Consider the following 24721-nt stretch of genomic DNA (forward strand, 5'->3'; position numbering starts at 1 on the left):
GCGGTCGCGCCGCCGGCTCCCTCAGGGGTGGTCAGGGCCACAAGGAGGCGCGGGTCCAGCCGTCGCCGTCGCGTTTGTACCGCAGGCGCACCTGGTCGCGGCCCGTGGTGGCCTGCCAGAACTCGATCGAGGTGGGGTCGACCCGCCAGGCCGTCCAGTCGTCGGGGACGAAGGTGTCGTCGGACTCGATCGTGGCCTTGGCCTCGGCGAGGCGACGCCGCGTCTCGGCCTCGTCGGTGATCGGGCTGCTCTGCGGCTGCGTCATCGCGACGGCGCGCGAGTCGGGGTGGCGAGCGGTGAAGTCCTTCTCGCTGACGTCGCGCGGACCGGGCGTCGCCCGGCCGAGCACGCGGACCTGGCGGCCCTGCTCGCGCCAGTACAGGGTGAGCGCCACCCGGGGGTTCTCGGCGATCTGCCGTCCCTTCGGGCTGATCGACGAGGTCGCGAACCAGAGGGCACCGTCGTCGACGTCCTTGAGGAGCAGGGTGCGGGCCGTGACGTCGCCGTCGGACGACGAGGTCGAGATCACCATGGCGTGCGGCTGGGCGACGTCCTGGTCGACGGCCTCGACGAGCCACGCGACGAACTGGTCGACCGCGTCGTCGGCCACGTCGTCGACGTCGAAGGTGGGCAACTCGGGGTGGAAGACCTTGGCGGAGCGGAGACGCTCGCGCAGCGTCGGACCCTCGGGGTCGGTGCGGTCGGAACGGGTGCCGGAGTCGGCTCGGTCGGTGCGGGTGTCGTCGGTCACTCCCCCACGATGCACCTCCCGCGGCGGGGCCGTCCCAGGCCGGACCGATTCGCTGCTAACCTGGAAGACGTTCCCGGGCCCCCATAGCTCAGGGGATAGAGCACTGCCCTCCGGAGGCAGGGGCGGCAGTTCGAATCTGCCTGGGGGCACCACTTCTTCTCTCGAAGCCCCTCTCGATGCACAGGCCTTCCGGTGCCGCGGTCGAACGGCCCCGGCAGGTCAGTCGGACTGCTGGCGGCGGGCGCGGTCGGCGTCGTCGCGGTCGAGCTCGCGACGCAGGACGCGTTCGGGGACGGCGACGTGCTCGGCGGCCTCGCGCATGCTCGCTCCCCCGGCCCGTAGCTGACGGGCCGCGTCGAGGCGGCGTCTCGAGACGGGGGGCTTCGGGGTCTGCGCCACCCGCGCCTCCTGCCGTTTGCGGGTCTCGGCACGGTGCAGCTCACCGCCGACCTGCTCGTCGAAGCGGGCCAGGGCGGCGGTGACGCGGAAGAAGAAGCGGCCGTAGGCGTTGAGCTCGTCGATCTGCTCGTCGATCGAGCGGAAGGCGACGCCAAGGGCGTCGAGGGTCGCCATCACCCCCACCAGCTCGGCCACCGAGCGGCCGATCCGGTCGACGTTCGTCACGACGAAGACGTCACCTTCTCGCAGGCTGCCGATCGCCTTGGCGAACTCGGGGCGAGACTGCCTGGTGCCGGTGGCGTGGTCGACGAAGACCCGTTCGCACCCGCCCGCCCGCAGGCGCTCCTCCTGGCGATCGGACGACGGGTCGTCTCGCGAGATGCGGGCGTACCCGACGACGGTCACGGTGGGCCTTCCGGCGAGGCGAGGGTGGACAGAGAGGTGAGGCCCCGCCGACGGCGAGGCCTCGAGGACGTCCGCCCGGAGGCGTGCGTCAGTGGTGGGTCGAGCTCAACTGTAGGTGAGCGCGATCACGGCGACGTCGAGCGTGCGGTACGAACCCTCACGCCGGACGGCGGTGCGGACGCGACCCCGCAGCACCTCGAACAACCCGTCGGACTCGTGCACGAACCCGATCACCCCGGCGGTCGGCGTCGACACGCGGTGGAATCCGTCACCCAGGGGGACGACCTCCGCTCGGGACGTGCGCTCCAAGACAGCACCCATGATGTCTCCTTCTTCGTTCTCCGGCCCTCGTACCGGGCCGTCATCGCAGCGTACCCCGCAGGTGGGGTACAAGTCCCCGTGGAGTTGTCAGACTGGTCCTCTGACTCGTTCCTCGGACAGAGGCGGGGCCTCGCCGTCCGATCAGGCCGGCGGAGCCTCGGGCAGGGCCCCACGACGCCGTCGGCGACCGGCCGCGATCGTGACCCCGACGCTCGCCGCCGTGACGCAGGCGAGGGCGACGACCTCGCGCACCCCGAGCGCCTCGCCGAGCACGACGAGGCCGGCCAGGGCTGCCACCGCCGGCCCCAGGCTCGACAGGACACCGAACACGCGCGTCGGCAGCCGCCGCAGCGCCACCGACTCGAGCGCGTACGGGATCGCGGAGGTCAGGGCGGCCACCACGAGGAACACCAGCAGGAGGCGCGGGTCGGCCCGGACGGCCACCGTCGCGTCGTGCGCCCCGAACGGGACGACCACGAGGGCGGCGACCAGCATCGCGGTCGCGAGGGCTCCCATCGGGTCACGACCTCGCCCCAGAGCGGCGTTCGCGAGGATGTAGCAGGCCCAGAACGCCCCGGCGCCGAGGGCGAGCAGCACGCCGACGACGGGGATCGCCCCGGTCGAGTCGGAGCCGAGCAACACGACCCCGGCGAGGGCGAGCAGGGCCCAGGCCGCGTCCCACCAGCGTCTCGTCTGCACGAGTGCCACGACCAGCGGACCGAGGAACTCGAGGGTGACCGCGACCCCGAGCGGCACGACGTCGATCGCGAGGTAGATGAGCGAGTTCATCCCGGCGAGGGCGAGGCCCAGCAGGACCACGCCCAGCCACGTTCGGCGGGGCCACCGCCAGGGGCGCGGTCGGAAGACGAGCACAAGGAGCGTCGCGCCGAAGGCGAGGCGCAGGCTGGCGGCGCCCAGCGGTCCCAGGGCCTCGAAATACGTCTTGGCGAGGGCGGCCCCGAACTGCACCGAGACGATCGCCGCGACGGCGAGCAGGGGCGACGGCACACGGCCGAGGGGGCTGGGGTTCACGGGGCTCCGGGTTCGTCACGGGGTGCGCGGCGGCACAGTACGATCGTGGCATGAGCGACGCCTTCTCCGTCATCTCGCCGGTGGTGGAGCTCTTCGGCTGGTTCGGGTTCATCGTCGGCACGCCCTTCCTCCTGGCCGGGTGGGTGCTCCGGCGCCGCGCGACCCGCCTCGAGAGCACCGTCGGCGTGGTCATCCCGCCGCCCGACTGGGCCCGTGCCGCCACCGCCCGATGGATGGACGTCGACGGGCAGCTGCACGAGACGCAGTTCGGCGACGTCCCGGTGACGACGCCGCTCGAGACCGAGCTCACCGTGCACTACGACCCCGACCGACCCCACCGGGCCCGCGTCCACCCCCCGCACGACGACGGACGGGCTCCCCGCACCGTGGGGGTCGTGCTCTACGCCGTCGGGGCGGTCTGCGCCGTCGCGTCGGTGGGCCTGCTCTTCGTCTCCTGACCCGTCCGGCGGCCGGTTCGACGTCACCTCCTGAGCGTGCACGGCACCCCGGGCGGTCTGACGGGGGCCGTCGATAGACTCCCCCGCAACGAGCGAGGGGAGCGTCGTGAGCACGAGATCCACGACCGGCCGACGACCGACGAGACGAACGGTGGCCGCCGTCGCCGCGGCGGTCCTGGCCGTGGTCGGCACGATCGCCTTCGGTGCGGTCCCGGCCCAGGCCGTCGAACCGGTCGAGTTCTCGGGCGCCTACGTGGTCGACCAGGCCGACGTGCTGTCGAGCGCGGACGAGGCCGAGGTGACCGACGCACTCGACCGGCTCGCGACCGACACCGGCGTCAACCTCTTCGTCGTCTACGTCGACTCCTTCTCCTCGCCTTCCGACCGCACGGCCTGGGGCGAGGCGACGGCGTCCCTGAACCAACTGGGTGCGAACGACGTGCTGCTCTCGGTGGCGGTCGACGACCAGTTCTACGACCTCTCGGCCGACACGTCCGTGATCTCGGAATCGGACCGGCAGGCGCTGCAGACCGACGTCGTCGTGCCCGAGCTGCGTGACGGCGACTGGGCCGGTGCCGCCGTCGCCCTGGCCGACGGCATCCGCAGCGACGAGGCCGGGCCCGACCTCAGCTGGGTGCTCTGGGCGCTGCTCGTGCTGGTCCTCGTCGCGGCAGCCGTCGCCGTCGTCGTCGTGGTCCGCCGGGCACGACGTCGACGCAGCGAGTCCGACGCGCAGGAGGCCCGCCAGGACGAACTCGACAAGCGTGCCGCACGGGTGCTGGTCGCCCTCGACGACGAGTTGACCGCGGGCGCTCACGAGGTCGGTTTCGCGGCGGCACAGTTCGGCGACGACGCGGCCCGACCGTTCGCCGAAGCACTCGACGCGGCCCGGGTGCACGCCCGCGAGGCGTTCGCCCTGCAGCAGAAGCTGGACGACTCCGTCCCCGACTCCTCCGAACAACGCCGCGAGTGGACCACCCGCATCATCGAGTTGTGCGAGGCGGCCGACGCGTCGCTCGCCGAGCAGTCCGCCGCGTTCGACGAGCTGCGTGAGGCCGAGGGGCGGGCGCCGAGCGACGTGGCGGCCCTCCCCGGCGAGGTCGCGACCCGACGAGCCCGGCTCGCCTCGGCCCGCACCCTCATCGGCGAGCTGACCACGATCTACTCGGCGCGGGCGGTCGCGTCGATCGACCAGAACGACGACCAGGCCGACCGTCTGCTCGAGTTCGCCGACGAGAGGGCCGGTACGGCGGCGACCGCGCTGGCGTCGTCCTCCACGTCGGAGGCCGTCATCGCCGTCCGAGAGGCCCGTCAGGCCCTGGCGCAGGTCGACCAGCTGCTCAGCGCGGTCGACGGGGCCGCCGAGTCGCTGCGGACGGCGGGCAGCACCATCTCGGCCATGACCCTCGACCTGCGGCAGGACATCGCGACGGCCGAGGGGCTGCCCGACGGTTCGGCCCCGCAGGGCGTCGACGTCGCCGGCTCCGTCTCGGCTGCACGGGCCTCCATCGCGCTGGCCGAGACGACGACCGACGACCCGCTCGCCGTCGTCGCCTCGCTCGGTGCTGCCAACGACCGCATCGACCAGGTGCTGGCGGCCGTGCGCGACGACTCCGAGAAGCAGCGCCGGGCCCAGGCGGCCCTCGACCAGGCGCTGCTGACCGCACGCAGTCAGATCAGCGCCACCCGCGACTTCATCGAGACCCGTCGCGGCGGCATCGGCCCGCAGCCGCGCACCCGGTTGTCCGAGGCCGAACGTCACCTGGCCACCGCGGTGTCGCTCGCGACGTCCGACCGCGACGCCGCCCTGTTCGAGGCCCACCAGGCCGTCCAGTTGTCGCAGGCTGCAGCCGCCGGTGCCGAGGCCGAGGTCTCGTCCTACCAGCAGGCGAGCCCGTTCGGCGGCGGAGGCGGCCGCAGCTCGGGCGGCGGTCGGTTCTAGGGTCCGCCCGTGACGGTCCACGCCCCCGTTCCGCCCCAGCCGTTCCATCCGCCCCCTCAGCCCCGAGACAGCAGCACGACCGACAAGACGAGCACCACCCCACGGCACCACCTCTCGAAAGGACGCACCATGGCAAAGCAGTCGATCTTCGGACGCATCGCGCAACTGACCCGCGCGAACATCAACAGCCTGCTCGACCAGGCCGAGGACCCCAGCAAGATGCTGGACCAGATGGTCCGCGACTACACCAACAGCATTGCCGAGGCCGAGGAAGCCGTCGCGACCACCATCGGCAACCTGCGCCTCCTCGAGCAGGACCACGCCGAGGACGTCGCCGCCGCCGCGGACTGGGAGCGCAAGGCCCTAGCAGCGAGCAACAAGGCCGACGAGCTGCGCTCGTCGGGCAACACGGTCGACGCCGACAAGTTCGACGCCCTCGCTCGCGTGGCCCTCGGCAAGCAACTGCAGAGCGAGAAGGAGGCGAAGACGGCAGAGCCGCAGATCGCCTCCCAGACGGACGTCGTCGACAAGCTCAAGACGGGGCTGGGCGGCATGCGGTCCAAGCTCGACCAGCTCGCCGCCAAGCGCGACGAACTGAACGCGCGCTCGAAGACCGTCGAGGCCCAGACCAAGGTCGCCGACGCCGTCCAGAGCATCGACATCCTCGACCCGACGAGCGAGATCAGCCGCTTCGAGGACAAGGTCCGCCGCGAGGAGGCCAAGATGCTCGGTCGTCAAGAGCTCGCAGCCTCGAGCCTCGACGCCCAGTTCGAAGGCCTCGACGACCTCGGGGAGCAGACCGAGGTCGACGCCCGCCTCGCCGCCCTCAAGCTCGGCGCGCTCGACAAGTGAGCCAGCCGCCGCCCGTCACGCCTGCGCCGGCGGACGTCCCGCCGGTGCAGGCGCGCCGGGCGGCACCCCGCCTGATGGGCGTCGACGTCGCCCGCGGCCTCGCCGTGTTCGGCATGTTCGCCGCCCACATGTGGCCTCGGCCGCTGCTCGACGAGCGCGTCTTCGACGGGCGGTCGGCGATCCTGTTCGCGACCCTCGCCGGCGTCTCGCTCGGTCTGATGTCGGGAGGCGCCCGGCCGACGCCCCGCGGCGGTCGAGGGCGGGTCGTCGGCGGGATCGCCATCCGGGCGGGCCTCCTCGTCGTGCTGGGCCTCGCGTTGCAGGCCTGGAACCCCTACCTCCTGGTGATCCTGCCCTACTACGGCGTGATGTTCGTCCTGGCACTGGGTCTGCTCTTCGCCCCCCGGGCCGTACTGTTGGCGGCCGCCGCCCTGCTCGCCGTCGTGGCCCCGTGGCTGGCCTCGTCCGTCCCCGTCGACGCCTACGGCGACACCGCGGTGTCCGGCGCCGCCGGCCTGGTGACCCAGGCCCTGCTCGTCGGCGCCTACCCGGCGCTGGTCTGGACGCCCTTCCTGCTCGTCGGTCTCGTCGCGGCTCGTTCCGACCTGATCCGCACCCGGACCCAGGTCACGCTGATCGTCGCCGGGACGTCGGCCGCGATCGTGGGGTACGCGGCGCGCTTCCTGCCCGGCGCCTCCTCGATCCCCTGGTTCGACCCGGCCGACCACGAAGGCATGCCTGCCGAGATCGTCGGCTCGGGCGGCGTCGCCGCCGCCGTGCTCGGACTGCTCCTGCTCGCCACCACCCCGCGTCGTCCCATGACGCCCCAGGGTCGCGGACGAGGAGGCGCGGCTGCGGTCGTCCGCACCGTCCTCCGACCCCTCGCGGCCACGGGCGCGCAACCGCTCACCGTCTACACGGCCCACGTGCTGATCACCGCGCCGCTGTTCACCGTGTACCGGTTGTCCGACCCTGCCGCCGCCTACGGTCTGCCCCTGGGCCACCTGGTCGTCGCCGTCGTCCTCACGCTCGTCTACGCCACCCTCTGGCAACGGTACGTCGGGCGCGGGCCGCTGGAGCGCGCCGTCGGGGCGCTGAGTCGTCCCTGGGCCTGGAGCACGGGCCCCCGCCCATGACAGACTGACGCGCGTGAGGTTCGTCGTGGTTCCACAGTGGCAGGGTTCTCCGTCGTCGCGCGCCATGCGGCTCGCCGAGGGTGCGTACGCCGTCCTCGGAGACCTGCCGTCGACGGCCACCACCCTGGTCGAGGTCCCGGTGGGTGCGGGCGACTCGCTCGGCACGCGGGTGCACCGGCTCTCGTCGGTGCTCACCATCGCCGAGTCGGTCGGACGCGAGCTGCGGGCCGACGACTCCCCCGCGATCGTGGTGGGCGGCGACTGCGGCGTCGAGTTCGCCGCGGTCCGCCACGCGGTCACCCCCCGCACCGCCGTGGTCTGGTTCGACGCGCACCCCGACCTCCACAGCCCGCGCAGCAGCGAGAGCGGTGCCTTCAGCGGCATGGTGCTGCGGGCCCTGATCGGTGACGCCACCGAGGACCTCCCGACCATCGGCCCCGGTCCGACGCCCGAACCGCTCGACCCCGCCCGGGTCGTGCTCGCCGGGGCTCGCAGCTACGACGACGCGGAAGACCGCTACATCGAGAGCCGCCACGTCCCCACGGTGTCGTCGCTGGACTTCGACCCGGCCGAGGTGGTCGCCGCCGTCGAGGCGTCCGGCGCCACCGAGGTGTACCTCCACGTCGACCTCGACGTGCTGGACCCGGGGGTGATCGAGGGCCTCCTCGACCCCCAGCCGTTCGGTCTCGAGCTCGGGGTGTTGATCGAGACGATCACGGCCCTGAAAGAGCGCTTCTCCCTGGTCGGCGCGGGCCTGTGCTCGTTCGCGCCGGTCGACGCCGAGGCCGCCTCCGACGACATGGGCCCGATCCTGCGCATCCTCGGAGCCCTGTCCCGATGAGCGCGGGCCCCCCGAGCGCCGCCCCGGCCGACCCCGCCGCCTCCGCCGCCGACCGTCCGCGCGTCACGGTGGAGCGGGACGGCCACGTGCTGCTGATCGGCCTCGACCGGCCCGAGAAGCGCAACGCGGCCGACCTGCGGATGCTGCGCGAACTGGCCCTGGCCTACGGCGAACTCGACCGCGACCCCGACCTGCGGGTGGGACTGCTCTTCGCCCACGGCGACCACTTCACCGCGGGACTCGACCTCGGCGACGTCGTGCCCGCGGTCACCGTGGAGGGCCTCGACGTGGTCCCCGAGGGTGGCCTCGATCCGTGGCAGGTCCACGGTCGCCAGGTGGGCAAGCCCGTGGTGATGGCCGTGCAGGGCACCTGCTTGACCCTCGGGGTCGAGCTCGCCCTGGCGAGCGACGTCGTGGTGGCGAGCCGGGACGCCCGCTTCGGTCAGATCGAGGTGAGCCGCGCCATCCTCCCCTTCGGTGGCGCGACGATCCGCCTCCCCCGCCGGGTCGGTTGGGGCGACGCCATGCGGTACCTGCTGACCGGCGACCTCCTCGACGCCGAGGAGGCGCGGCGCATCGGACTCGTGCAGGACCTGGTGGACGTCGGGTCGGCATTCGACCACACCCTCGACCTCGCCCGTCGCATCGCCGCCCAGGCACCCCTGGCCGTGCAGGCCACCCTGGCGAACGCCCGGCTCGCGGTCCGTGACGGCGACGCCGCGGCCGAGGCCCGCCTGCAGCCCGAGCTCGTGCGGCTGCTCGCCTCGGACGACGCCCGGATCGGGTTCGAGGCCTTCGTCTCGCGGACCGCCGCCGAGTTCACGGGACGCTGACCGCGCCTCCTCGGTCGTGGGCACACGAAAGAGCCCGCCCACCCCGAGGGGTGGACGGGCCCGAGAACGAGGCGGATCGGCCTACTTGAAGACGTCCTTGACGTCTTCGCCGACCTTCTTGGCGGAGGCACCGGCCTGGTCCTTCTGACCTTCGGCCTTCAGCTCGTCGTCGCCCTTGCGGTCGCCGAGAGCTTCTTTCGCCTTGCCGGCGATGTCCTGAGCGGCGTTCTTGATCTTGTCGTCGAGTCCCATGTGTGCCTCCTCGTAGGTTGACGCGCTCCCCCGCAACGATCGCGATGGTGCGCTGATGTGAGGGACGCTACCCGTGCCTCCCGGATCTCGCTCGTGCCGTTCAGGAAAGACCCAGCAGGGTTTCACGAAACGGCCACGCCCGCCCGGGGACCCGCCTGAGAACGCCGGGCCCCGGGCGACTAGCGTCGGGGCCATGACGACTTATGACCTCATCGTGATCGGAGCCGGCGCTGTCGGCGAGAACGTGGCCGACTACGCCACCCGCAACGGGCTCAAGGTGGGGCTCGTGGAAGCCGAGCTCGTCGGGGGCGAGTGTTCGTACTGGGCCTGCATGCCGTCGAAGGCGCTGCTCCGCTCGAGCGCGGTCGTCCGTGCGGCGAAGTCGCTCGACGGGGCCAAGCAGGCCGTGACCGGTGACGTCGACGTCGCCGCCGTGCTGCGTCGCCGCGACTCGTTCACCAGCAACTGGGACGACTCGGGCCAGGCCGACTGGGTCGAGGGCGCCGGCATCGACCTGATCCGCGGGCACGCCACCATCACCGGCGTCAAGGAGGTGACGGTGAACGGCGAGGTGCACCACGCGACGTACGCCGTCGCCGCGGTGACCGGTTCGTCGGCGCTCCTGCCCGACATCCCCGGCCTCGCCGAGGCGAAGCCCTGGACCAGCCGTGAGGCCACGAGCGTCGAGTCGATGCCGCAGAGCGTCGTCATCGTCGGCGGTGGCGTCGTCGCCGCCGAGATGGCCACGGCGTACCAGCAGCTCGGCTCGACCGTCACCCTGATCGCCCGCAGTGGTCTGCTGGGTGGCCAGGAGCCCTTCGCCGGCGAACTCGTGGCCGACTCGCTGAGGGGTCTCGGCGTCGACGTGCGCCTCGGGGCCTCGCCCTCGACCGTGCTGCGCACCGAGCACGACACGGTCGAGGTCACCCTCGACGACGACTCCACGGTCGTCGCCGACGAGATCATCGTCGCGACCGGCCGTGTTCCCCGCACCTCCGACCTCGGCCTCGAGAACGTCGGACTCACCCCGGGCGACTGGCTCGACGTCGACGACACCATGCTCGTCAAGGGCACCGACTGGCTCTACGGCGTCGGCGACGTCAACCACCGCGCCCTGCTCACCCACCAGGGCAAGTACCAGGCCCGCGCCGCCGGCGAGGTCATCGCCGCGCGCGCCTTCGGAAAGCCCGTGCACGCCGAGCCGTGGGGTGCACACGTCGCGACCGCCGACGACGCAGCAGTGCCGCAGGTCACCTTCACCGACCCCGAGGTCGCGAGCGTCGGCCTCACGGCCGACGCCGCCGGCAAGCGAGGCATCGACGTTAAGGTCGTGGACTACGACCTCGCCGCGGTCGCCGGTTCGGCGATCCACTCGGACGAGTACAAGGGCCAGGCGCGGCTGGTCGTCGACGAGTCCCGCGGGGTGATCGTCGGCGCGACCTTCGTCGGCCCGGACGTCAGCGACCTGCTGCACGCCGCCACGATCGCCGTCGTCGGCGAGGTGCCGATCGACCGGCTGTGGCACGCCGTCCCGTCGTACCCGACGGTGAGCGAAGTCTGGCTGCGCCTGCTCGACGCCTACGGCCGTCCGTGAAGAACCCCCTGCTCGACTCCCCGATCTCGAGACTCGGCTGCGCCTGGGCGACGGCCGTCGGTCTCGCGGTCGGGGTGCCGCTCAGCGTGGGTCGGGTCCGCGTCGTCGGCGACCTGATCGTGTGCAGCGGCCTGCCCCGCTGGGCGTTCAAGCGGGGAGGCACCTGTGTCGGTCGGGTCTACCTCACCCGGGACAACGACGGGCCACGCGTCCTCGAACACGAGGCCGTGCACGTCCGTCAGTGGCGAAGGTACGGCATGCTGATGCCCGTACTGTACTTCCTGGCCGGCAGCGACCCGCTGTCGAACAGATTCGAGATCGAGGCCGGCCTCGAGAAGGGCGGATATCGATGACCCGCACCGTGATCATCACCGGGGCGAGCAGCGGCATCGGCCGCGAGGCCGCCCGCGAGCTCGCGAAGGGCGGCGCCGAGATCGGCGTCGTCGGACGCAACCCGGAACGCACCCAGGCGGTCGCCGACGAGGTGGGCGGGACGGCCTTCCTGGTCGACTACGACCGGCTCGACGACGTCCGGTCGTTGGCCGACCGATTGCTGGAGCGCTATCCCCGCATCGACGCCCTCGCCAACAACGCCGGAGGTCTCGTCAGCGAACGAGGCCTGACCGCGGACGGGTTCGAGCGCACCCTCCAGTCGAACCACCTCGCACCATTCCTCCTGACCAGGCTCCTCCTGCCCCGCCTCGTCGAGAGCGGTGGCCGGGTCGTGTCGACGGCCAGCGCGGCCAACCTGATCGGGCACGTCCGACTCGACGACCTCAACTGGTCGAAGCGTCGATGGGCCGGGGGCTGGCGTCAGTACGGCACGACCAAGATCGAGACCGTCCTGTTCATCCGCGAACTGGCGAAGCGCACGGGCCTCGACGCGTTCTCGTTCCACCCGGGCATCGTGATGACCGGCTTCGGCTCGGATTCACGCTCGATGCGGGTCGCGAACGTCCTGACCAACGGCAACTACGGCATCTCGGCGTCGGCCGGCGCCATGCCGTTGATCCAGCTCGCCGGGCCCACGACGATCTCGGTCGAGAGCGGCACCTACTTCGACCAGCTGTCGCCGCACGGTCGCCTGCACCGCCAGGCCACCGATCCCCTGCTCGCCGAGGCCCTCTGGGAGCGCACCTCCGAGCTCGTCGATGTGCCCGCCGAGGTCTAGGCGCGACCACGCTACGAGACGAAGGAGGCGCGACCGACGTGGTCGCGCCTCCTTCGTCGTCGAGGGCCTCGCCTCAGGACTCGGACTTGCCGACCCGCCAGTAGCCCATGAAGGCGACCTGGCGCCGGTCGATGCCGACCTCGCTGACGAGGAAGCGTCGGAGCGTCTTGATCGCCCCCGCCTCGCCGGCGAACCAGGCGTACAGGTCGGAGCTGACGGCGGTGCCGCGCGGATCGTCGCCCTGCGGGACGTCCCAGAGGATGTCGTGCTCGATGTCGACCTCGCTCACCTCGACGCCGTGGTGCCAGGCGGTCACGTAGCGGGCGGTCCAGCGGCGGACGGCGACCACCAGGGCCTCGCCGTGACCGGACGTGGCGTCTCGCCTCGGCAGCCAGTGGACGTCGACCCCGGGAGGCGCGACGAGGTCGAGCTCGTCGGCCGCGGTCGGGATCTCGATGAAGACGCACCCCCGGGCGTCGACCGGCAGGGCCTCGACGATGGAGCAGATGGCCGGGGCCGCCGTCTCGTCGCCGGCCAGCAGCACGGTGCGCGCGTCACCCGGTGACCACTCGACGCCGCTGCCGGTGACGCCGCTCGTCGCGTCCGGCCCGATCAGCATGAGTTCGTCACCGACGCGCGCGCGCCCGGCCCAGGCCGAGGCGGGGCCGGTGTCGCCGTGGCAGACGAAGTCGACGTCGACCTCGCGCCGCTCGGGGCGGGCGGCCCGGGCCGTGTAGGTGCGGAAGGCGTTCTGCTGCTCGGGCGGCAGGGCGCGCCACGAGGCGTACCAGTCGTCGGTCGGGAACGTGTCGTAGCCGGTGGCCTCGAGGGGCAGGACGACCTTGATGCGCTGGTCGAGGCCGTCGACGCCGAAGTCGCCCAGGTCGTCACCGGTGAACGTGATGCGCACGAACGACGGAGCGAGCCGACGCACGGCCGCGACCCGGACGCGGTAGGGGCGGTGGGCCGGCTTCGCCGGTCGTTCGACGGTGGCGGCGGACGTCGACGTGCCCGGGGACGTGATCGTCATCGAGGGAGCCGGTCAGGCCGCGGCGGGGGTGCCGACGTGGAAGAGCTGGTGCAGGTCGTGCCGCAGGTCGTAGGCGAACGAGGGCGGGCCGCCGATCCAGACGACGTGGTCACCCGTCGCGACGGTCTCGGGTTCGACGTACATCTCGCCGAGCCACGCACGGACCGCCCGCTCGAGGGCCTGGCCGGGGGCGCAGGCGGTGCCGGTGCCGGGCACGCCCGAGCGGCGGTCCCGCGCGAGCCAGGTGACCGTGACGCGACCCGGCGAGGCGAGCGGCACGACGTCGGCAGCGCTCTCGACCTCGACGAACACCTGGCCCCTCGCGCAGATCGGCAGGACCGAGAGCATCTCTCGCAGGACGGGGATCGAGGTCGCGTCGGCGGCGAACAGGACGCGCAGGGCGTCGTGCGGCAGGGGCGGGTTCTGGTCTACGAGGAGCATGACCCCTTCAATATAGGTAAGGCTTGCCTCATCCGCCACACGGGTCTCTCGATTGACAGCGACCTCGCTGCCGTGATGGTAAGTTCTGACGGGTTCGGGAGTCCGTCAGCGACGCCCGGCGCAAGGGGCCGTGCCGTGTCCGACAGCAACACGGTGACGGATCGCGTGGACCGGTTCAGCAGCGACCGGGACTCCCCCGCCGAACGACCGAGGGGCTCTCCCGCGCCCCCGGTCCCCCGTCGCCGTGGACGATCCGCCACGGCCATCCCCGGAAGGCCCCACCAGGTGCGCACCCTCCCCCTCTCCGCCGCCGTCGCCGCGCTGTTGCTGCTCGCGACGGGTTGCTCGTCCGCCTCATCCCCCGACGGGTCGGGCACCCCCGACCCCGACGCGACCGTCACGGTCGGCCTCGTGCTCGAGCCGAGCGACCTCGACATCCGCACCACGGCCGGCATCGCGCTCGACCAGGTGCTGATCGACAACGTCTACCAGGGCCTCGTCGGCCGCACGCAGGACAACGAGATCCGCGACGTGTTGGCCGCGAGCCACACGGTCAGCGACGACGGCCTGACCTACACGTTCACGCTGCACGACGGCGTGACCTTCCACGACGGGGCCGCGATGACGGCCGACGACGTCGTCTGGTCGCTGTCCCAGGTCAAGGACGACGCCTCGCTCGCGAGCCATTCCGACCTCGCCGCGGTCTCGACCATCACGGCGCCCGCCGCCGACACCGTCGTGCTGACGCTCTCGCGACCCGACTCGTCCCTGCTGTTCGACCTCACCGGTCGCGCGGGCCTCGTGCTCCAGCAGTCCGCGACGAACGACCTCTCGACGACGGCGAACGGCACCGGCCCCTTCGAGCTGACGAGCTGGCGACAGGGCGACAACCTGCAGCTCGGGCGCTTCGACGACTACTGGGGCACCCCGGCGAAGGTCGCGGGCGTGACCTTCCGCTACGTGACCGACCCGTCCGCGGCGATCAACGCCTCGATCTCGGGTGACGTCGACGTGCAGACCGCGGTCGACGCGACCCTGTCGACCCAGCTCGACGGCGTGGACGGCATCACCCTCGAGAAGGGCAAGACGACCGACAAGTACACCCTCGCGTTCAACAACGCCGTCGCCCCCTTCACCGACGCGAAGGTCCGCAAGGCCCTGCGCCTCGCGATCGACAACGATGCCCTGATCGCCGCCGTCGGCGGGTCGGCGGTGGACCAGGGGGGCCCGATCCCCGAGCTCGACCCCGGCTACGAGGACCTCACGAGCGTCGACTCCTACGACCCCGACGAGGCGAAGGGCCTGCTGGCCGAGGCCGGTCACGACGGTGACCTCTCGCTCACCCTCGAGTACCCCAACGTCTACCCGGCCGCCATCGGCGACGTGCTGACGACGCAACTCAAGGCGGTCGGCGTCACGTTGACGGTGCAGCAGGTCGACTTCAGCACCTGGCTCGACGACGTCTACGTGAACAAGGACTTCGAGCTCAGCATGGTCAACCACGCCGAGACGCACGACTTCGCGAACTGGGCGAACCCGGACTACTACTGGGGCTACGACAGCGCCCCCGTGCAGCAGCTCTACGCCGAGTCGATCGCGGCGACCGACCCGGAGGTGGCCGACGAGCAGCTCGCCGAGGCGGCGACGATCGTCTCGGAGGACGCACCGGCCGAATGGCTCTACACGGCCACGACGCTGACGGCGATCCACGACGGCGTCACCGGGTTCCCGACGAGCTCGACCACGACCCGCCTCGACCTGGCTGACCTGGCCACGACGGAGTGACCCGCTTCGTCGCCGGCCGCCTGCTCCTCTTCGTCGGGGGGCTGGTCGTCGCCAGCGTGCTGATCTTCGCGACGCTGCGGTTGCTGCCGGGCGACGTCGCCCAGGCGATCGCCGGCACGACCGGCTCACCCGAGCAGGTCGCCGCCCTCCGTCAGCAGCTCGGCCTCGATCGTCCCGTCGTCGTGCAGTACCTCGACTGGGCCGGCAGGCTGCTGAGGCTCGACCTGGGCGAATCGCTCGTCACGGGGACGCCGGTGGTCGACGAGGTGCTCGACAAGCTGGCCGTCACCCTGCCGCTCGCGGGGCTGTCCCTGGTCTTCGGATTGCTGATCGGCATCCCGCTCGGCGTGACGAGCGCGCTCCGCCGTGGCCGCGCCTCCGGGGTCGTCCTCGGCACCGGGGCCCAGCTGCTCGCGGCCGTGCCGGTCGTCTGGGCGGGCATGCTGCTGATCGGCGTCTTCGCCGTGACGCTGCGGTTGCTGCCGACGCAGGGGTTCCCGGCCGACGGGTGGAGCGAGCCCGGGCGGGCCTTGCGCTCGCTCGTGCTGCCGGCCCTCACCATCGGCATCGTCGAGGGGGCCGTGTTGTTGCGCTTCACCCGGTCGGCGGCGCTCGGGGCCCTGGACCAGGACTACGTGCGGACGGCCGCCGCCAACGGCATGACCCGGTCGCGCGCCCTCGTGCGACACGGGCTGCCCAACGTGATGCTCAGCATCGTGTCGATCCTCGGCCTGCAGGTGGCCGGCCTGATCGTGTCGGCCGTCGTCGTCGAGCAGCTGTTCACGCTGCCCGGGCTCGGCCGCATGCTGGTGACCGACGTCGGCCGCCGCGACCTGACCAAGGTGCAGGGTGAACTGATGACGCTGACCACGCTCGTGCTGTTCATCGGCCTCGTGATCGACGTCGTGCACCGGCGGCTCGACCCGCGCCTCCGCGAGGGCGACCGATGAGGCGCGGCGCGTTCGTCCGCGAGCTGCTGCGTCGACCGCAGGGCGCGTTCGGCGCCGGCTGGCTGACCCTGATCGTCCTGTCCGCCCTGGTCAGCCGGTTCTGGACCCCGCTCGACCCCTTCGACACCGACCCCTACTCGGCCTGGCTGACGCCCTCGCTCGGTCACCCCTTCGGCACCGACTCGATCGGGCGCGACATCTTCAGCTACGTCGTCGCGGCGACCGGCACGACGGTCGTGGTCGCCGTCGCCTCGGGCGTGGTCGCCACCGTGGTGGGGGTGGGACTGGCCGCCCTCGGCTCGTTGACGTCCCGCTGGGTGCGCGAGTCGGTCGCCGTGCTGATCGACGTGCTCGTGGCGTTCCCGACGCTCCTGATCGCCATGGCCCTCGCCGCGGCGTTCGGCGGGTCCCTCACCGTGGTGGTCGTCGCCGTGGGCGTCGGCTACGGCGTGACGATCGCCCGGGTCAGCCGGTCCGAGATCCGTCAGGTGGCGCGGACCGACTACGTGCTCGCCGCCCGGGCGAACGGGCTCGGCACCGGGGCCGTGCTGCGTCGCCACGTGCTGCCGAACATCGCGCCCGTCTTCGTCGTCCAGCTCTCGCTGTCGATGGCCACGAGCGTGCTCGCCGAGGCCGGACTGTCGTTCCTCGGCTACGGCGCCCCGGCCGACACCGCCTCGTGGGGGCGTCTGCTGAGCGACCTGCAGAAGTTCATCGGCGTGCATCCGGGGTCGGTCGTCTGGCCCGGGCTCGCCATCACGCTGACCGTCCTGGCGCTCAACCTGCTGGGCGACGCCGTGCGCGACGCCTCCGATCCCCGGTTGCGGTCCCGGCCGGCGGGACATGGCACCCCGGGCTCCCCCACGAGGCCGGTTCCGTCCACCACTCCCCCGCGAGCCACCGCCCCGGGCGCCGCAGGCACCCCGACCACCCCGGGGGTCGTCTCGTGAGCCTGGTGATCGACGACCTCACCGTGACCGTCGGCGGCCGCCGGGTCGTCGACGGCCTCTCGCTCGACGTGCCCGACGGTGCGAGGGTCGGACTGATCGGCGAATCAGGTTCGGGCAAGTCGATGACGACGCTGGCCGTGCTCGGCCTCCTGCCCGACGGCGCCCGCGCGACGGGCAGCATCCGGCTCGACGGACGCGAACTGCTCGGGGCGTCCGAGCGCGACCTGGCCGGCCTGCGCGGCCGCGTCGTCGGCACGGTCTTCCAGGACCCCCGCACGGCCCTCGACCCCGTCGTGACCGTCGGGCGACAGATCGCCGAGCCCCTCCGCCTGCACGGCCGTGTCGGTCGCCGGGACGCCCGCTCGCGAGCGGTGGCCGCGGCCGCCGAGGTCGGCCTGCCCGACCCCGAGACCGTCGTGGACCTCTACCCGCACCAGCTCTCGGGTGGTCAGCGGCAGCGGGTCGGCATCGCCATGGCGCTGATCAACCGGCCGGGGCTCGTCCTCGCCGACGAGCCGACCACCGCGCTGGACGTCACCACGCAGGCCGAGGTGCTCGCGCTCTTCCAGCGCCTGGTCGACGAGCAGCGGACGTCGCTGCTCTTCGTCACGCACGACCTCGCCGTGCTCTCGCTCATCACCGACCAGGCGGCGGTGCTGTCGCACGGGCGCGTCGTCGAGCGGGGCCCCGTCGAGCAGCTGCTGCACCGCCCCGGGCACGAGGTCACCCGCGGGCTCGTCGAGGCCACGAGGGCGACGACCTGGAGGGCCTCGTGAGCGACCCGACCACCGCACCCGCGCCTCCTCTGCTCGTCGCCCGGGGCCTCACCCGCACCTTCACCCTGCCGCGCCGGTCGCCCTTCCGACCGGGCCCGGTGCGCCACGCCCTGGTCGACGCCGACCTCGAGGTCGCCGCCGGCGAGAGCGTCGCCTTGATCGGCGAGTCCGGCTCGGGCAAGTCCACGCTCGTGCGCCTGCTGCTGGCCCTCGACCGGGCGACGTCCGGCACGGTGACCTTCGACGGGCGCACGGTCGCCCCCGACCGCGCCTCGCGCCTGCGCTGGCTACGGCGCCAGACGGGCATCGTCCTGCAGGACCCCTACGCCTCGCTGGACCCCCGCATGCGCGTGGGCGACACCGTGGCCGAGCCGTTGCGCGCCCTGCGCGTCGAGGGCGACCACGACCGCCTGGTGGCCGAGATGCTCGAACGCGTGGGCCTCTCGGCGCACGACGCCGAGGCCTGGCCCCACGAGTTCAGCGGGGGCCAACGGCAGCGCATCGCCCTGGCCCGGGCCCTCGTGCACCGGCCGCGGCTGCTGATCGGCGACGAGCCCATGAGTGCGCTCGACGTCACCGTGCGGGCGCAGATCCTCGAGCTGCTGCGCGAGCTGCGCGACGAACGCGGGCTGTCGCTGCTGCTCGTGTCGCACGACATCGGACTCGTGCAGCACCTCGCCGACCGGGTCGCCGTGCTGCGAGACGGTCACATCGTCGAGCAGGGCCCCACCGACGACGTGCTGAATAGGCCGCAGCACGACTACACGCGGACGCTGGTCGACTCGGTGCCGACGCTCGACTGAGCCTCGGCTCGTCAGCGGTGCCCACGCGGCTCACCACATCGGCGGGTGCCGACGCTGCCACCGCAGCCGCCGCTCGAGCTGGGCGCCGAGCGCGAGCAGGACGTCCTCGCGCCCCGGTCGCCCGATCAGCTGCACGCCCGCGGGGACGCCGTCGACCTCGCCCACCGGGAGGCTGATCGCGGGCAGCCCGGCCACGTTGACGAACGACGTGAACGGCGAGTACAGGCACTGCTGCTCGAAGTTGCGCTCGGCGTCCTCGGCGTCGTACCAGCCGAGCGGGCGCGGCAGCATCGCCAGGGTCGGCGTCAGGACGGCGTCGAAGGCCGAGAACCGCTCGACGACGGCGCGCTCGAACGACGCGAGCCCGACGAGCGCCGCCGACAGCTCGAGTGCCGTGACGCGTCGCCCCTGCTCGACCAGCCACCGGGTGACGGGCTCGAGCAGCGCCAGGTCGGCCTCGGTCTCGGCCGGGATGCCCGCCGCCCCCGCCTGCCAGATCGTGCGGAACAGCGCCGGATAGTCGGACGCCGGCAGGGTGGTCTCGTCCACGCCGTGCCCCATCGTCGTGAGCAGGTCGGCGGTCTCGCCGAGGACCCCCAGGAGGCGCGGGTCGACCCGGACGTCGAACGCGTCGTCCCACGGGCTCGTCGTCATGACGGCGACCTGGAAGCGTCCCTCGCCCCGCACGGCCGTTCCGAGGTAGGCGCCGTCGGGTGACGGAGGTGCCCAGAGGGCCTGGTGGTGCCGCGGTTCGCGCCCGTCGGGCGACACCATGGCGTCGAGCAGCAGGGCGGCGTCGGCCACCGACCGGGCCAGGGCCCCGCCGACCGGCAGGCCCGCGAGGCTCGTCAGACCCGACTGCGCCGGCACGCGTCCCCGGGAGGGCTTGAGCCCGACGAGGCCCGTGGCGGCGGCCGGGATGCGGATGCTGCCCCCGCCGTCGGACCCGGGCGCGAACGGCAGCAACCCCGCGGCGACGGCGGCCGCGGCGCCGCCGCTCGACCCGCCCGCGCCCGTCTCGGGCGCCCACGGGTTGCGCGTCGGAGGGCCCACGAGCGTCTCGGTGTACGCGGTCAACCCGTACTCGGGCGTGGCCGTCTTGCCCACGCTGATCGCGCCAGCCTCGTCGAGCGCCTCGGTGATCTCGGCCGACGTCTCGGGCACCCGGCCCCTGCTGAGGCGTGAGCCCGACCAGGTCGGCACGCCCGCGCGGTCGCTGAGGTCCTTGTCGGCCAGCGGCAGCCCCCAGAGCGGCGCGACCGAGGGGCCTCCGGCGGCCAGGGCGTCGGCCCGCGCGAGCGCGGCCTCGCCGGTCACCGTCACGAACGCGCCGACGTCGCCGTCGAGGCGGGCGATGCGCTCCAGGTAGTGGGTGGTCAGCTCACGGGGCGAGACCTCGCCGCGACGCAGCCAGTCCCACTGCTCGTGGGCGCTCAGGTGGTGGAGTTCGAACACCCGTCGAGCCTAGGCCGCGGCTCCGACCACGGATCTCGCTTTCTGGTACATTTGTCCCATTCGTGCTCCCCCGGCCGCAGGTCGCCTCCTGGACCGTCGCACGTCTCGACAGGACGCCGTCATGGGTTACCTCTTCCTCGCGCTCGCCATCGTCGGCGAGGTCTTCGCCACGAGCTTCCTCAAGGTCACCAGCGGCCCCGACGCCAAGTGGTGGCAGTACGCGGCGGTCGTGGTCGGCTACGTCTTCGCGTTCGCGATGCTCTCGCAGTCGCTGAGCAAGGGCGTGCCGCTCGGCATCGCCTACGCGATCTGGGCCGGCGTCGGCGTCGTCCTCGTCGCCCTCATCAGCTGGATCTTCTTCAAGGAGCCCCTTACCCTCGTCCAGCTCGGCGGCATCGTCCTCGTCATCGGCGGCGTCACCATGCTCGAGCTCGGCGGTCGCCACGAGGCCGCGGCCTGACCCCGTGACCGACACGACGTCGGGTGACGGCCGGGGCCCCGGCGGCTCGACCGTCGGCCCCGGTGGCCAGGTCCTGACCCCGAAGGGCGAGACCAGGAGGCGCGCGCTGCTCGACGGCGTCCTGGCCGTCCTCGAGGCGGGCGGCCCCTCGGCCGTGACGCACCGCGCGGTGGCCCGCGCGGCCGGCGTCCCGGTCTCGGCGGCCACGTACTACTTCGCCGGACGCGACGACCTGCTGCGGGCGGCGCTGCGCCACGCGACCACGGACTGGGTGCGGTCCTTCGACCGACTCGAGCGCGCCTCCTCGGCGGACCTGGCCGAGACGCTCGTCCGGTACGCGATCACCGAGCGCGGGTCGGCCCGGGCGCAGTACGAGCTGCTCTTCACCGCCATGCGGGACGAGTCGCTGCGCGAGGACGCGGACCTCTGGTACTCGTCGCTCGAGCACGTGCTGAGGCGGACCGGCGTGCCGAGCGAGCGGCTCGACGTCGTGGCCCTCGCCGTCGACGGCCTGATCGTCCGCATGCTCTGGCGCGGCGAGCCCGGCACCGTCGACGCGACCGAACGCATGTTGCGGGAGATCGTCGGCCCGCTGCCCTGAGGTTCAGGCGCGGCGGCGCTTCTTGAGCGACTTCTGCATCGTGATCGTGCCGAGCCAGCGGCCGAACTTGAAGCCGACCCGGCCCATGCGACCGACCTCGGTGAAGCCGAGGCGCTCGTGCAGGCCGATCGACGCCTCGGCGTTCTTGTCGGCGATCACGGCGATCATCTCGCGGATGCCCGCGTCCCGGCAGGCCTCGACGAGCGCCTCGAGCAGGGCACGGCCGAGGCCCTTGCCGGTCGAGGCGGCCCGCAGGTAGATCGAGCTCTCGACGGTGTAGCGGTAGGCCGCCTTGCCGCCCCACGGCGTCGCGAGCGCATAGCCGAGGGCCTCGCCGGACGGGTTCACCGCGACGAGGAACGGCATGCCGAGCGTCGTGACGAAGGCGAACTTGCGGCGCCACTCGGCGAGGGTCATCGCGTCCTCGTCGAAGGTGACGGACGAGTTCGCCACGTAGTGGTTGTAGATCTCCTGGACGTAGGGCAGGTCGGCGGGCGTCGCGGGTCGGATCTCGAACGTGAAGCCGGGCTCGACCGGGGCCGGGGGCCGGAGGGCTCGGGGAAGCCGACGCCGGGGCTGGTATTCCTCTTCGAGCACGGGATCACTCTGCCACGCCGGGTGCGGGACCGTCAGGCGGCGGGCGGGAGCGTCCAGTCGACGGGGTCGCCACCCTGGGCGACGAGCAGCTCGTTCGCCCGGCTGAACGGCCGCGAGCCGAAGAACCCGCGTGACGCCGACAGCGGGCTCGGGTGCGGCGACTCGATCGAGGGGACGTCGCCGAGCATCGGCTTGAGCGCCGACGCGTCACGGCCCCACAGGATGGCCACGAGGGGCCCTCCCCGCGCCGCGAGCACCTCGATCGCGCGCTGCGTGACCGGTTCCCAGCCCTTGCCGCGGTGCGACGCCGTCTCGCCCGGACGCACCGTGAGCACCCGGTTGAGCAGCAGCACGCCGTGGCGCGACCACGAGGTCAGGTCACCGTGCTCGACGACGGGGACGCCGAGGTCGTCGTGCAGCTCGCGATAGATGTTCGCGAGGCTGCGCGGCACCGGGCGCACGTGCGGGTCGACGGCGAACGACAGCCCGATCGGGTGGCCGGGCGTCGGGTAGGGGTCCTGACCGACGATCAGGACGCGCACCTCGTCGAGCGGCTGTCGGAAGGCGCGCAGCACGTCCTCGCCGGCGGGCAGGTAACCGCGCCCCGCGCGCACCTCGGCTCGCAGGTACTCGCCCATGTCGGTGATGCGGTCGGCCACGGGTTCGAGCACGGTCGCCCACGAGGGGTCGATCTGCTCCGAGAGCGGTCGACGGTGGTCGTGCGCCTCGACGGTCACTCGACCCCGAGCGTGCCGACCGAGACGCCGACGATCTCGCCGTCGTCGTCGAGCTGCGGTTCGACCCGCCAGACGCTGCCGGTGCCGAGCACCGCGAGGGCGCCCTCGCCGACGACCAGGGCGGTGTTCTCGTCGATGGCGACGCCGCCACGGACGAGTCCCGCCTCGGTGGCGGCGATGAGCCTGGTCAGGGTGCCCCACTGGGCGGCGTGCACGTCGATGGCGAGGTCGACGAGGCCGAGGCCGTCGGCGAGGGTGACCTCGTCCAGGTCTTCTGCCGCGTCCTCGGGGCAGACCGGGACGTCGCCGATCAACCAGCCGCCGAGCACGGCGCGGTCCGCGGCGATCATGGCGCCGGCCGAGAAACCGAGGTAGGGCAGCCCGTCGGCCACCAGGAGGCGCACCTGGTCGATCAACGGAGCGACCGCGTCGAGGTAGGCGGGGGTGAGCCCACCCGCCACGAGCAGGCCGTCGACGTCGCTCAGCACGCGGGTGTCGAACTCGTCCCCGGCGGAGACGATGGTCGTGAGGGCCTCACAGCGCCCCCCGGCGGCCAGCATGGCGGGGTAGCCGTCACGGAACTCGGCGGACGGCGAGTCGTCGGCCACGACGATCAGCACGGCGATGCGCGGCACGCTCCGACCGACGGCGGCACCGCGGACGGCGGCCTCGGCGACGAAGAGGTCGTACAGCTCGGTGTCGTCGGGCGACCAGCCGCCGCCCACCAGGTGGATGCTCACTCGCCCGCCCCCGCTCCGACCTCACGCGTGACGGGCGGCAGTGCGCTCCACGGGAAGGTGATCCACTGGTCGGTGCGCTTCCAGACGAAGTCGGGTTCGAGCACGGTGCGGGGCTTGCTGTAGAGGCAGACCGTGCGGACCTCGGAGGCCACCTCGGCGAGCAGGTCGCGCACGAGCACGAGGGTGCGCCCCGAGTCGGACACGTCGTCGACGACGAGGACCTTCTTGCCCTCGAGCGACGGGGCGTCGAGGGTCGGGGGCAGCAGCACGGGCTCGGGCAGCCGCTCGTCGACGCCCGTGTAGAACTCGACGTTGATCGAACCGCACATCTTGGTGTCGAGCGCGTAGGCCACGGCACCGGCGAGCACGAGCCCCCCGCGGGCGACGGCGACGATCACGTCGGGCGTGAACCCCGCCTGGACGACGTCGGAGGCCAGGTGGCGAGCGGCCTCACCGAACTCGAGCCAGCCCAGCACCTCCCGCTCGGGAGCCTCGACCTCGGGTCGTGCGGGGGCGGCCTGGCTGTCGTCGGGTGGGGTGACCATGCCGACAACCGTAACGCGCGCAGGGCTCCCCGCGTCACGCCGGGACCCAGGCACCCCCGGGAGGCGCGAAGACCGTGTCGACGCCGTCGGACCACAGCAGTGAGTCGGGCTCGCGGTCGGTGACGCCCGGCAGGCCGCCGTCGGCGACGAGCTCGTCGTCGAGGTCGACCAGCTCGGCCCGGCGCAGCGACCAGGTGTCGTGCCGGTTCGGCCAGTACCGGGTGCGCCCGCCGCGCGCGACGTGCATGCCCCAGCGGGCGGTGAGGAACTCGGCGAGCGGGTCGCCGTCGACCACCTCGTCGGTGGGACGGACGGACAGCCGCGACGACGGGTTCGTCCCCGGCCCGAGCCGGGTGCTGCGGTACGTCACGACCCCGTCGACCCGGGACTCGCGCATCGACGCCCAGCGATACGGCAGACCGAGGCCCACGTTCGCCGCGAGCACCGAGACGAGGCGCTGCGCCTCGAGGGTGCGGAACACCACGCCGCGTCGGCCCAGGGCGTCGACCGAGTACAGCCGCACGTTCGTCTCGAGGAAGTCCCCGGCCCAGGGCACCGCGGGCAGCGGCCCGAAGGCGCTGCCCGTCAGCTTGAACGGGATGAGCCCGACCCAGGTCGACCCGTCGAACACGTCGGGCCGCGTGCCGGGCGGCAGCAGCGGGGCGACGCGATCGGGCTCGACCCGCCAGTGCGCGAAGGCCAGGCCGCCCCAGTGCTGTCGGATGAACGCAGGGCGGAGCAACGGAGGCGCGGTGCGGGACACCGGATCGGCTTCGGCCCCCGGCATGGTCTGGTCCATGTGGCCCACGGTACGGGCGACCGCCTGGGCGGTCCACAGCCTCGGACGAGATTCCGCCCCCGGCC

The 24721-nt window shown here is 72.7% G+C and carries 29 protein-coding genes and 1 tRNA gene; 17 read left to right on the forward strand and 13 right to left on the reverse strand.

The features are described 5' to 3' along the window. Positions 1–31: 31 nt before the first annotated feature. Positions 32–751, reverse strand: a complete 720-nt coding sequence (locus ARTHRO9V_RS02230) for a pyridoxal 5'-phosphate synthase (protein WP_159825250.1) — start codon at positions 749–751, stop codon at positions 32–34. 77 nt (positions 752–828) lie between these two features. Here ARTHRO9V_RS02230 and ARTHRO9V_RS02235 point away from each other — a divergent pair. Further along, positions 829–903 (forward strand) — tRNA-Arg (locus ARTHRO9V_RS02235). 67 nt (positions 904–970) lie between these two features. On the opposite strand, the gene ARTHRO9V_RS02240 is transcribed toward ARTHRO9V_RS02235, so the two are convergent. The 3 genes from ARTHRO9V_RS02240 to ARTHRO9V_RS02250 form a co-directional block, all read right to left on the reverse strand. Continuing rightward, positions 971–1555: a recombinase family protein gene (locus tag ARTHRO9V_RS02240; RefSeq protein WP_159825252.1), complete on the reverse strand. Its 585-nt coding sequence runs from the start codon at positions 1553–1555 to the stop codon at positions 971–973. 105 nt (positions 1556–1660) lie between these two features. After that, positions 1661–1876 carry a hypothetical protein gene (locus ARTHRO9V_RS02245; RefSeq protein WP_148053617.1) on the reverse strand — a complete coding sequence of 72 codons (216 nt, stop codon included), beginning with the start codon at positions 1874–1876 and terminating at the stop codon, positions 1661–1663. Positions 1877–2017: 141 nt separating this feature from the next. Beyond that, positions 2018–2908, reverse strand: coding sequence for a DMT family transporter (locus tag ARTHRO9V_RS02250; RefSeq protein ID WP_159825254.1), 891 nt, complete (start codon positions 2906–2908; stop codon positions 2018–2020). A gap of 50 nt (positions 2909–2958) precedes the next feature. On the opposite strand from ARTHRO9V_RS02250, the gene ARTHRO9V_RS02255 reads away from it, so the two are divergent. The 6 genes from ARTHRO9V_RS02255 (at position 2959) to ARTHRO9V_RS02280 (ending at position 8970) form a co-directional block, all read left to right on the forward strand. Further along, on the forward strand, positions 2959–3366 hold the full coding sequence (locus tag ARTHRO9V_RS02255) for a hypothetical protein (protein WP_043596924.1): 408 nt from the start codon (positions 2959–2961) through the stop codon (positions 3364–3366). A gap of 106 nt (positions 3367–3472) precedes the next feature. Further along, positions 3473–5308 (forward strand): TPM domain-containing protein, encoded by a 1836-nt coding sequence (locus ARTHRO9V_RS02260; RefSeq protein ID WP_159825256.1) that lies wholly within the window; start codon positions 3473–3475, stop codon positions 5306–5308. Positions 5309–5437: 129 nt separating this feature from the next. After that, the gene (locus ARTHRO9V_RS02265; protein WP_056045949.1) at positions 5438–6160 is read left to right on the forward strand and encodes a PspA/IM30 family protein; all 723 of its coding nucleotides are present in this window, start codon (positions 5438–5440) and stop codon (positions 6158–6160) included. Then, a complete protein-coding gene (locus ARTHRO9V_RS02270; protein ID WP_159825258.1) occupies positions 6157–7296 on the forward strand; it encodes a DUF418 domain-containing protein in 1140 nt (379 codons plus the stop codon). The genes ARTHRO9V_RS02265 and ARTHRO9V_RS02270 overlap by 4 nt, the downstream gene beginning before the upstream one ends. Positions 7297–7309: 13 nt before the next feature. Further along, entirely contained in the window at positions 7310–8137 is an 828-nt protein-coding gene (locus tag ARTHRO9V_RS02275; RefSeq protein WP_307785086.1) for an arginase family protein, read from the forward strand. Then, entirely contained in the window at positions 8134–8970 is an 837-nt protein-coding gene (locus tag ARTHRO9V_RS02280; protein ID WP_159825260.1) for a crotonase/enoyl-CoA hydratase family protein, read from the forward strand. Before ARTHRO9V_RS02275 ends, ARTHRO9V_RS02280 begins: the two co-directional genes overlap by 4 nt. An 81-nt stretch (positions 8971–9051) precedes the next feature. On the opposite strand, the gene ARTHRO9V_RS02285 is transcribed toward ARTHRO9V_RS02280, so the two are convergent. Next, positions 9052–9222: a CsbD family protein gene (locus ARTHRO9V_RS02285; protein ID WP_043595102.1), complete on the reverse strand. Its 171-nt coding sequence runs from the start codon at positions 9220–9222 to the stop codon at positions 9052–9054. A 193-nt stretch (positions 9223–9415) separates the two neighbouring features. On the opposite strand from ARTHRO9V_RS02285, the gene ARTHRO9V_RS02290 reads away from it, so the two are divergent. From ARTHRO9V_RS02290 to ARTHRO9V_RS02300, 3 genes are read left to right on the forward strand one after another with little or no spacing between them, the layout of a single operon-like run. Beyond that, the gene (locus ARTHRO9V_RS02290) at positions 9416–10816 is read left to right on the forward strand and encodes an NAD(P)/FAD-dependent oxidoreductase (protein ID WP_159825262.1); all 1401 of its coding nucleotides are present in this window, start codon (positions 9416–9418) and stop codon (positions 10814–10816) included. Continuing rightward, positions 10813–11169: a Fe-S oxidoreductase gene (locus ARTHRO9V_RS02295; protein WP_231567087.1), complete on the forward strand. Its 357-nt coding sequence runs from the start codon at positions 10813–10815 to the stop codon at positions 11167–11169. Before ARTHRO9V_RS02290 ends, ARTHRO9V_RS02295 begins: the two co-directional genes overlap by 4 nt. Next, entirely contained in the window at positions 11166–11987 is an 822-nt protein-coding gene (locus ARTHRO9V_RS02300) for an SDR family NAD(P)-dependent oxidoreductase (protein ID WP_159825264.1), read from the forward strand. The genes ARTHRO9V_RS02295 and ARTHRO9V_RS02300 overlap by 4 nt, the downstream gene beginning before the upstream one ends. Positions 11988–12060: 73 nt before the next feature. Here the strand turns inward: ARTHRO9V_RS02300 and ARTHRO9V_RS02305 are convergent, their stop codons facing one another. Further along, positions 12061–13017 carry a siderophore-interacting protein gene (locus tag ARTHRO9V_RS02305; protein ID WP_056045971.1) on the reverse strand — a complete coding sequence of 319 codons (957 nt, stop codon included), beginning with the start codon at positions 13015–13017 and terminating at the stop codon, positions 12061–12063. Between the two features lie 12 nt (positions 13018–13029). Next, positions 13030–13458: an SIP domain-containing protein gene (locus ARTHRO9V_RS02310; RefSeq protein ID WP_123570261.1), complete on the reverse strand. Its 429-nt coding sequence runs from the start codon at positions 13456–13458 to the stop codon at positions 13030–13032. A 285-nt stretch (positions 13459–13743) separates the two neighbouring features. Between ARTHRO9V_RS02310 and ARTHRO9V_RS02315 the strand changes: the two genes are divergently transcribed. Genes ARTHRO9V_RS02315 through ARTHRO9V_RS02335 form a run of 5 tightly spaced genes read left to right on the forward strand, consistent with a single transcriptional unit; the run spans position 13744 to position 18722 of the window. Further along, entirely contained in the window at positions 13744–15243 is a 1500-nt protein-coding gene (locus tag ARTHRO9V_RS02315) for an ABC transporter substrate-binding protein (protein WP_236556848.1), read from the forward strand. Continuing rightward, positions 15240–16193, forward strand: a complete 954-nt coding sequence (locus tag ARTHRO9V_RS02320) for an ABC transporter permease (RefSeq protein ID WP_159825268.1) — start codon at positions 15240–15242, stop codon at positions 16191–16193. The genes ARTHRO9V_RS02315 and ARTHRO9V_RS02320 overlap by 4 nt, the downstream gene beginning before the upstream one ends. After that, the gene (locus ARTHRO9V_RS02325; protein ID WP_159825270.1) at positions 16190–17143 is read left to right on the forward strand and encodes an ABC transporter permease; all 954 of its coding nucleotides are present in this window, start codon (positions 16190–16192) and stop codon (positions 17141–17143) included. Before ARTHRO9V_RS02320 ends, ARTHRO9V_RS02325 begins: the two co-directional genes overlap by 4 nt. Further along, a complete protein-coding gene (locus tag ARTHRO9V_RS02330) occupies positions 17140–17919 on the forward strand; it encodes an ABC transporter ATP-binding protein (protein ID WP_159825272.1) in 780 nt (259 codons plus the stop codon). Before ARTHRO9V_RS02325 ends, ARTHRO9V_RS02330 begins: the two co-directional genes overlap by 4 nt. Then, the gene (locus ARTHRO9V_RS02335) at positions 17916–18722 is read left to right on the forward strand and encodes an ABC transporter ATP-binding protein (protein WP_201298902.1); all 807 of its coding nucleotides are present in this window, start codon (positions 17916–17918) and stop codon (positions 18720–18722) included. Before ARTHRO9V_RS02330 ends, ARTHRO9V_RS02335 begins: the two co-directional genes overlap by 4 nt. Before the next feature lie 30 nt (positions 18723–18752). On the opposite strand, the gene ARTHRO9V_RS02340 is transcribed toward ARTHRO9V_RS02335, so the two are convergent. After that, positions 18753–20177: an amidase gene (locus ARTHRO9V_RS02340; protein ID WP_159825274.1), complete on the reverse strand. Its 1425-nt coding sequence runs from the start codon at positions 20175–20177 to the stop codon at positions 18753–18755. Between the two features lie 121 nt (positions 20178–20298). Between ARTHRO9V_RS02340 and ARTHRO9V_RS02345 the strand changes: the two genes are divergently transcribed. After that, positions 20299–20637, forward strand: a complete 339-nt coding sequence (locus tag ARTHRO9V_RS02345; protein WP_056045992.1) for a multidrug efflux SMR transporter — start codon at positions 20299–20301, stop codon at positions 20635–20637. Positions 20638–20641: 4 nt separating this feature from the next. Beyond that, positions 20642–21238 carry a TetR/AcrR family transcriptional regulator gene (locus ARTHRO9V_RS02350; protein WP_159825276.1) on the forward strand — a complete coding sequence of 199 codons (597 nt, stop codon included), beginning with the start codon at positions 20642–20644 and terminating at the stop codon, positions 21236–21238. 3 nt (positions 21239–21241) lie between these two features. Here the strand turns inward: ARTHRO9V_RS02350 and ARTHRO9V_RS02355 are convergent, their stop codons facing one another. The 5 genes from ARTHRO9V_RS02355 to ARTHRO9V_RS02375 are packed head-to-tail and all read right to left on the reverse strand — an operon-like array spanning position 21242 to position 24656. Continuing rightward, a complete protein-coding gene (locus ARTHRO9V_RS02355) occupies positions 21242–21835 on the reverse strand; it encodes a GNAT family N-acetyltransferase (RefSeq protein ID WP_056045998.1) in 594 nt (197 codons plus the stop codon). A gap of 32 nt (positions 21836–21867) precedes the next feature. Beyond that, positions 21868–22572: a uracil-DNA glycosylase gene (locus ARTHRO9V_RS02360; RefSeq protein WP_159825278.1), complete on the reverse strand. Its 705-nt coding sequence runs from the start codon at positions 22570–22572 to the stop codon at positions 21868–21870. Then, positions 22569–23312: a Type 1 glutamine amidotransferase-like domain-containing protein gene (locus ARTHRO9V_RS02365; protein ID WP_233568344.1), complete on the reverse strand. Its 744-nt coding sequence runs from the start codon at positions 23310–23312 to the stop codon at positions 22569–22571. The genes ARTHRO9V_RS02360 and ARTHRO9V_RS02365 overlap by 4 nt, the downstream gene beginning before the upstream one ends. Beyond that, entirely contained in the window at positions 23309–23857 is a 549-nt protein-coding gene (locus ARTHRO9V_RS02370; protein ID WP_056046006.1) for a phosphoribosyltransferase, read from the reverse strand. Before ARTHRO9V_RS02370 ends, ARTHRO9V_RS02365 begins: the two co-directional genes overlap by 4 nt. 34 nt (positions 23858–23891) lie before the next feature. After that, the gene (locus ARTHRO9V_RS02375; protein ID WP_236556849.1) at positions 23892–24656 is read right to left on the reverse strand and encodes a YqjF family protein; all 765 of its coding nucleotides are present in this window, start codon (positions 24654–24656) and stop codon (positions 23892–23894) included. Positions 24657–24721 lie beyond the last annotated feature (65 nt).

This window comes from Frigoribacterium sp. 9N, from assembly GCF_902506305.1.
Lineage (GTDB): Bacteria > Actinomycetota > Actinomycetes > Actinomycetales > Microbacteriaceae > Frigoribacterium.

Coding starts and splice junctions, on each gene's coding strand:
- ARTHRO9V_RS02245 (WP_148053617.1), bottom strand. CDS start 1,876: ATGGGTGCTGTCTTGGAGCGCACGTCCCGAGCGGAGGTCGTCCCCCTG.
- ARTHRO9V_RS02255 (WP_043596924.1), top strand. CDS start 2,959: ATGAGCGACGCCTTCTCCGTCATCTCGCCGGTGGTGGAGCTCTTCGGC.
- ARTHRO9V_RS02265 (WP_056045949.1), top strand. CDS start 5,438: ATGGCAAAGCAGTCGATCTTCGGACGCATCGCGCAACTGACCCGCGCG.
- ARTHRO9V_RS02280 (WP_159825260.1), top strand. CDS start 8,134: ATGAGCGCGGGCCCCCCGAGCGCCGCCCCGGCCGACCCCGCCGCCTCC.
- ARTHRO9V_RS02285 (WP_043595102.1), bottom strand. CDS start 9,222: ATGGGACTCGACGACAAGATCAAGAACGCCGCTCAGGACATCGCCGGC.
- ARTHRO9V_RS02290 (WP_159825262.1), top strand. CDS start 9,416: ATGACGACTTATGACCTCATCGTGATCGGAGCCGGCGCTGTCGGCGAG.
- ARTHRO9V_RS02300 (WP_159825264.1), top strand. CDS start 11,166: ATGACCCGCACCGTGATCATCACCGGGGCGAGCAGCGGCATCGGCCGC.
- ARTHRO9V_RS02305 (WP_056045971.1), bottom strand. CDS start 13,017: ATGACGATCACGTCCCCGGGCACGTCGACGTCCGCCGCCACCGTCGAA.
- ARTHRO9V_RS02310 (WP_123570261.1), bottom strand. CDS start 13,458: ATGCTCCTCGTAGACCAGAACCCGCCCCTGCCGCACGACGCCCTGCGC.
- ARTHRO9V_RS02325 (WP_159825270.1), top strand. CDS start 16,190: ATGAGGCGCGGCGCGTTCGTCCGCGAGCTGCTGCGTCGACCGCAGGGC.
- ARTHRO9V_RS02345 (WP_056045992.1), top strand. CDS start 20,299: ATGGGTTACCTCTTCCTCGCGCTCGCCATCGTCGGCGAGGTCTTCGCC.
- ARTHRO9V_RS02370 (WP_056046006.1), bottom strand. CDS start 23,857: ATGGTCACCCCACCCGACGACAGCCAGGCCGCCCCCGCACGACCCGAG.
- ARTHRO9V_RS02375 (WP_236556849.1), bottom strand. CDS start 24,656: ATGGACCAGACCATGCCGGGGGCCGAAGCCGATCCGGTGTCCCGCACC.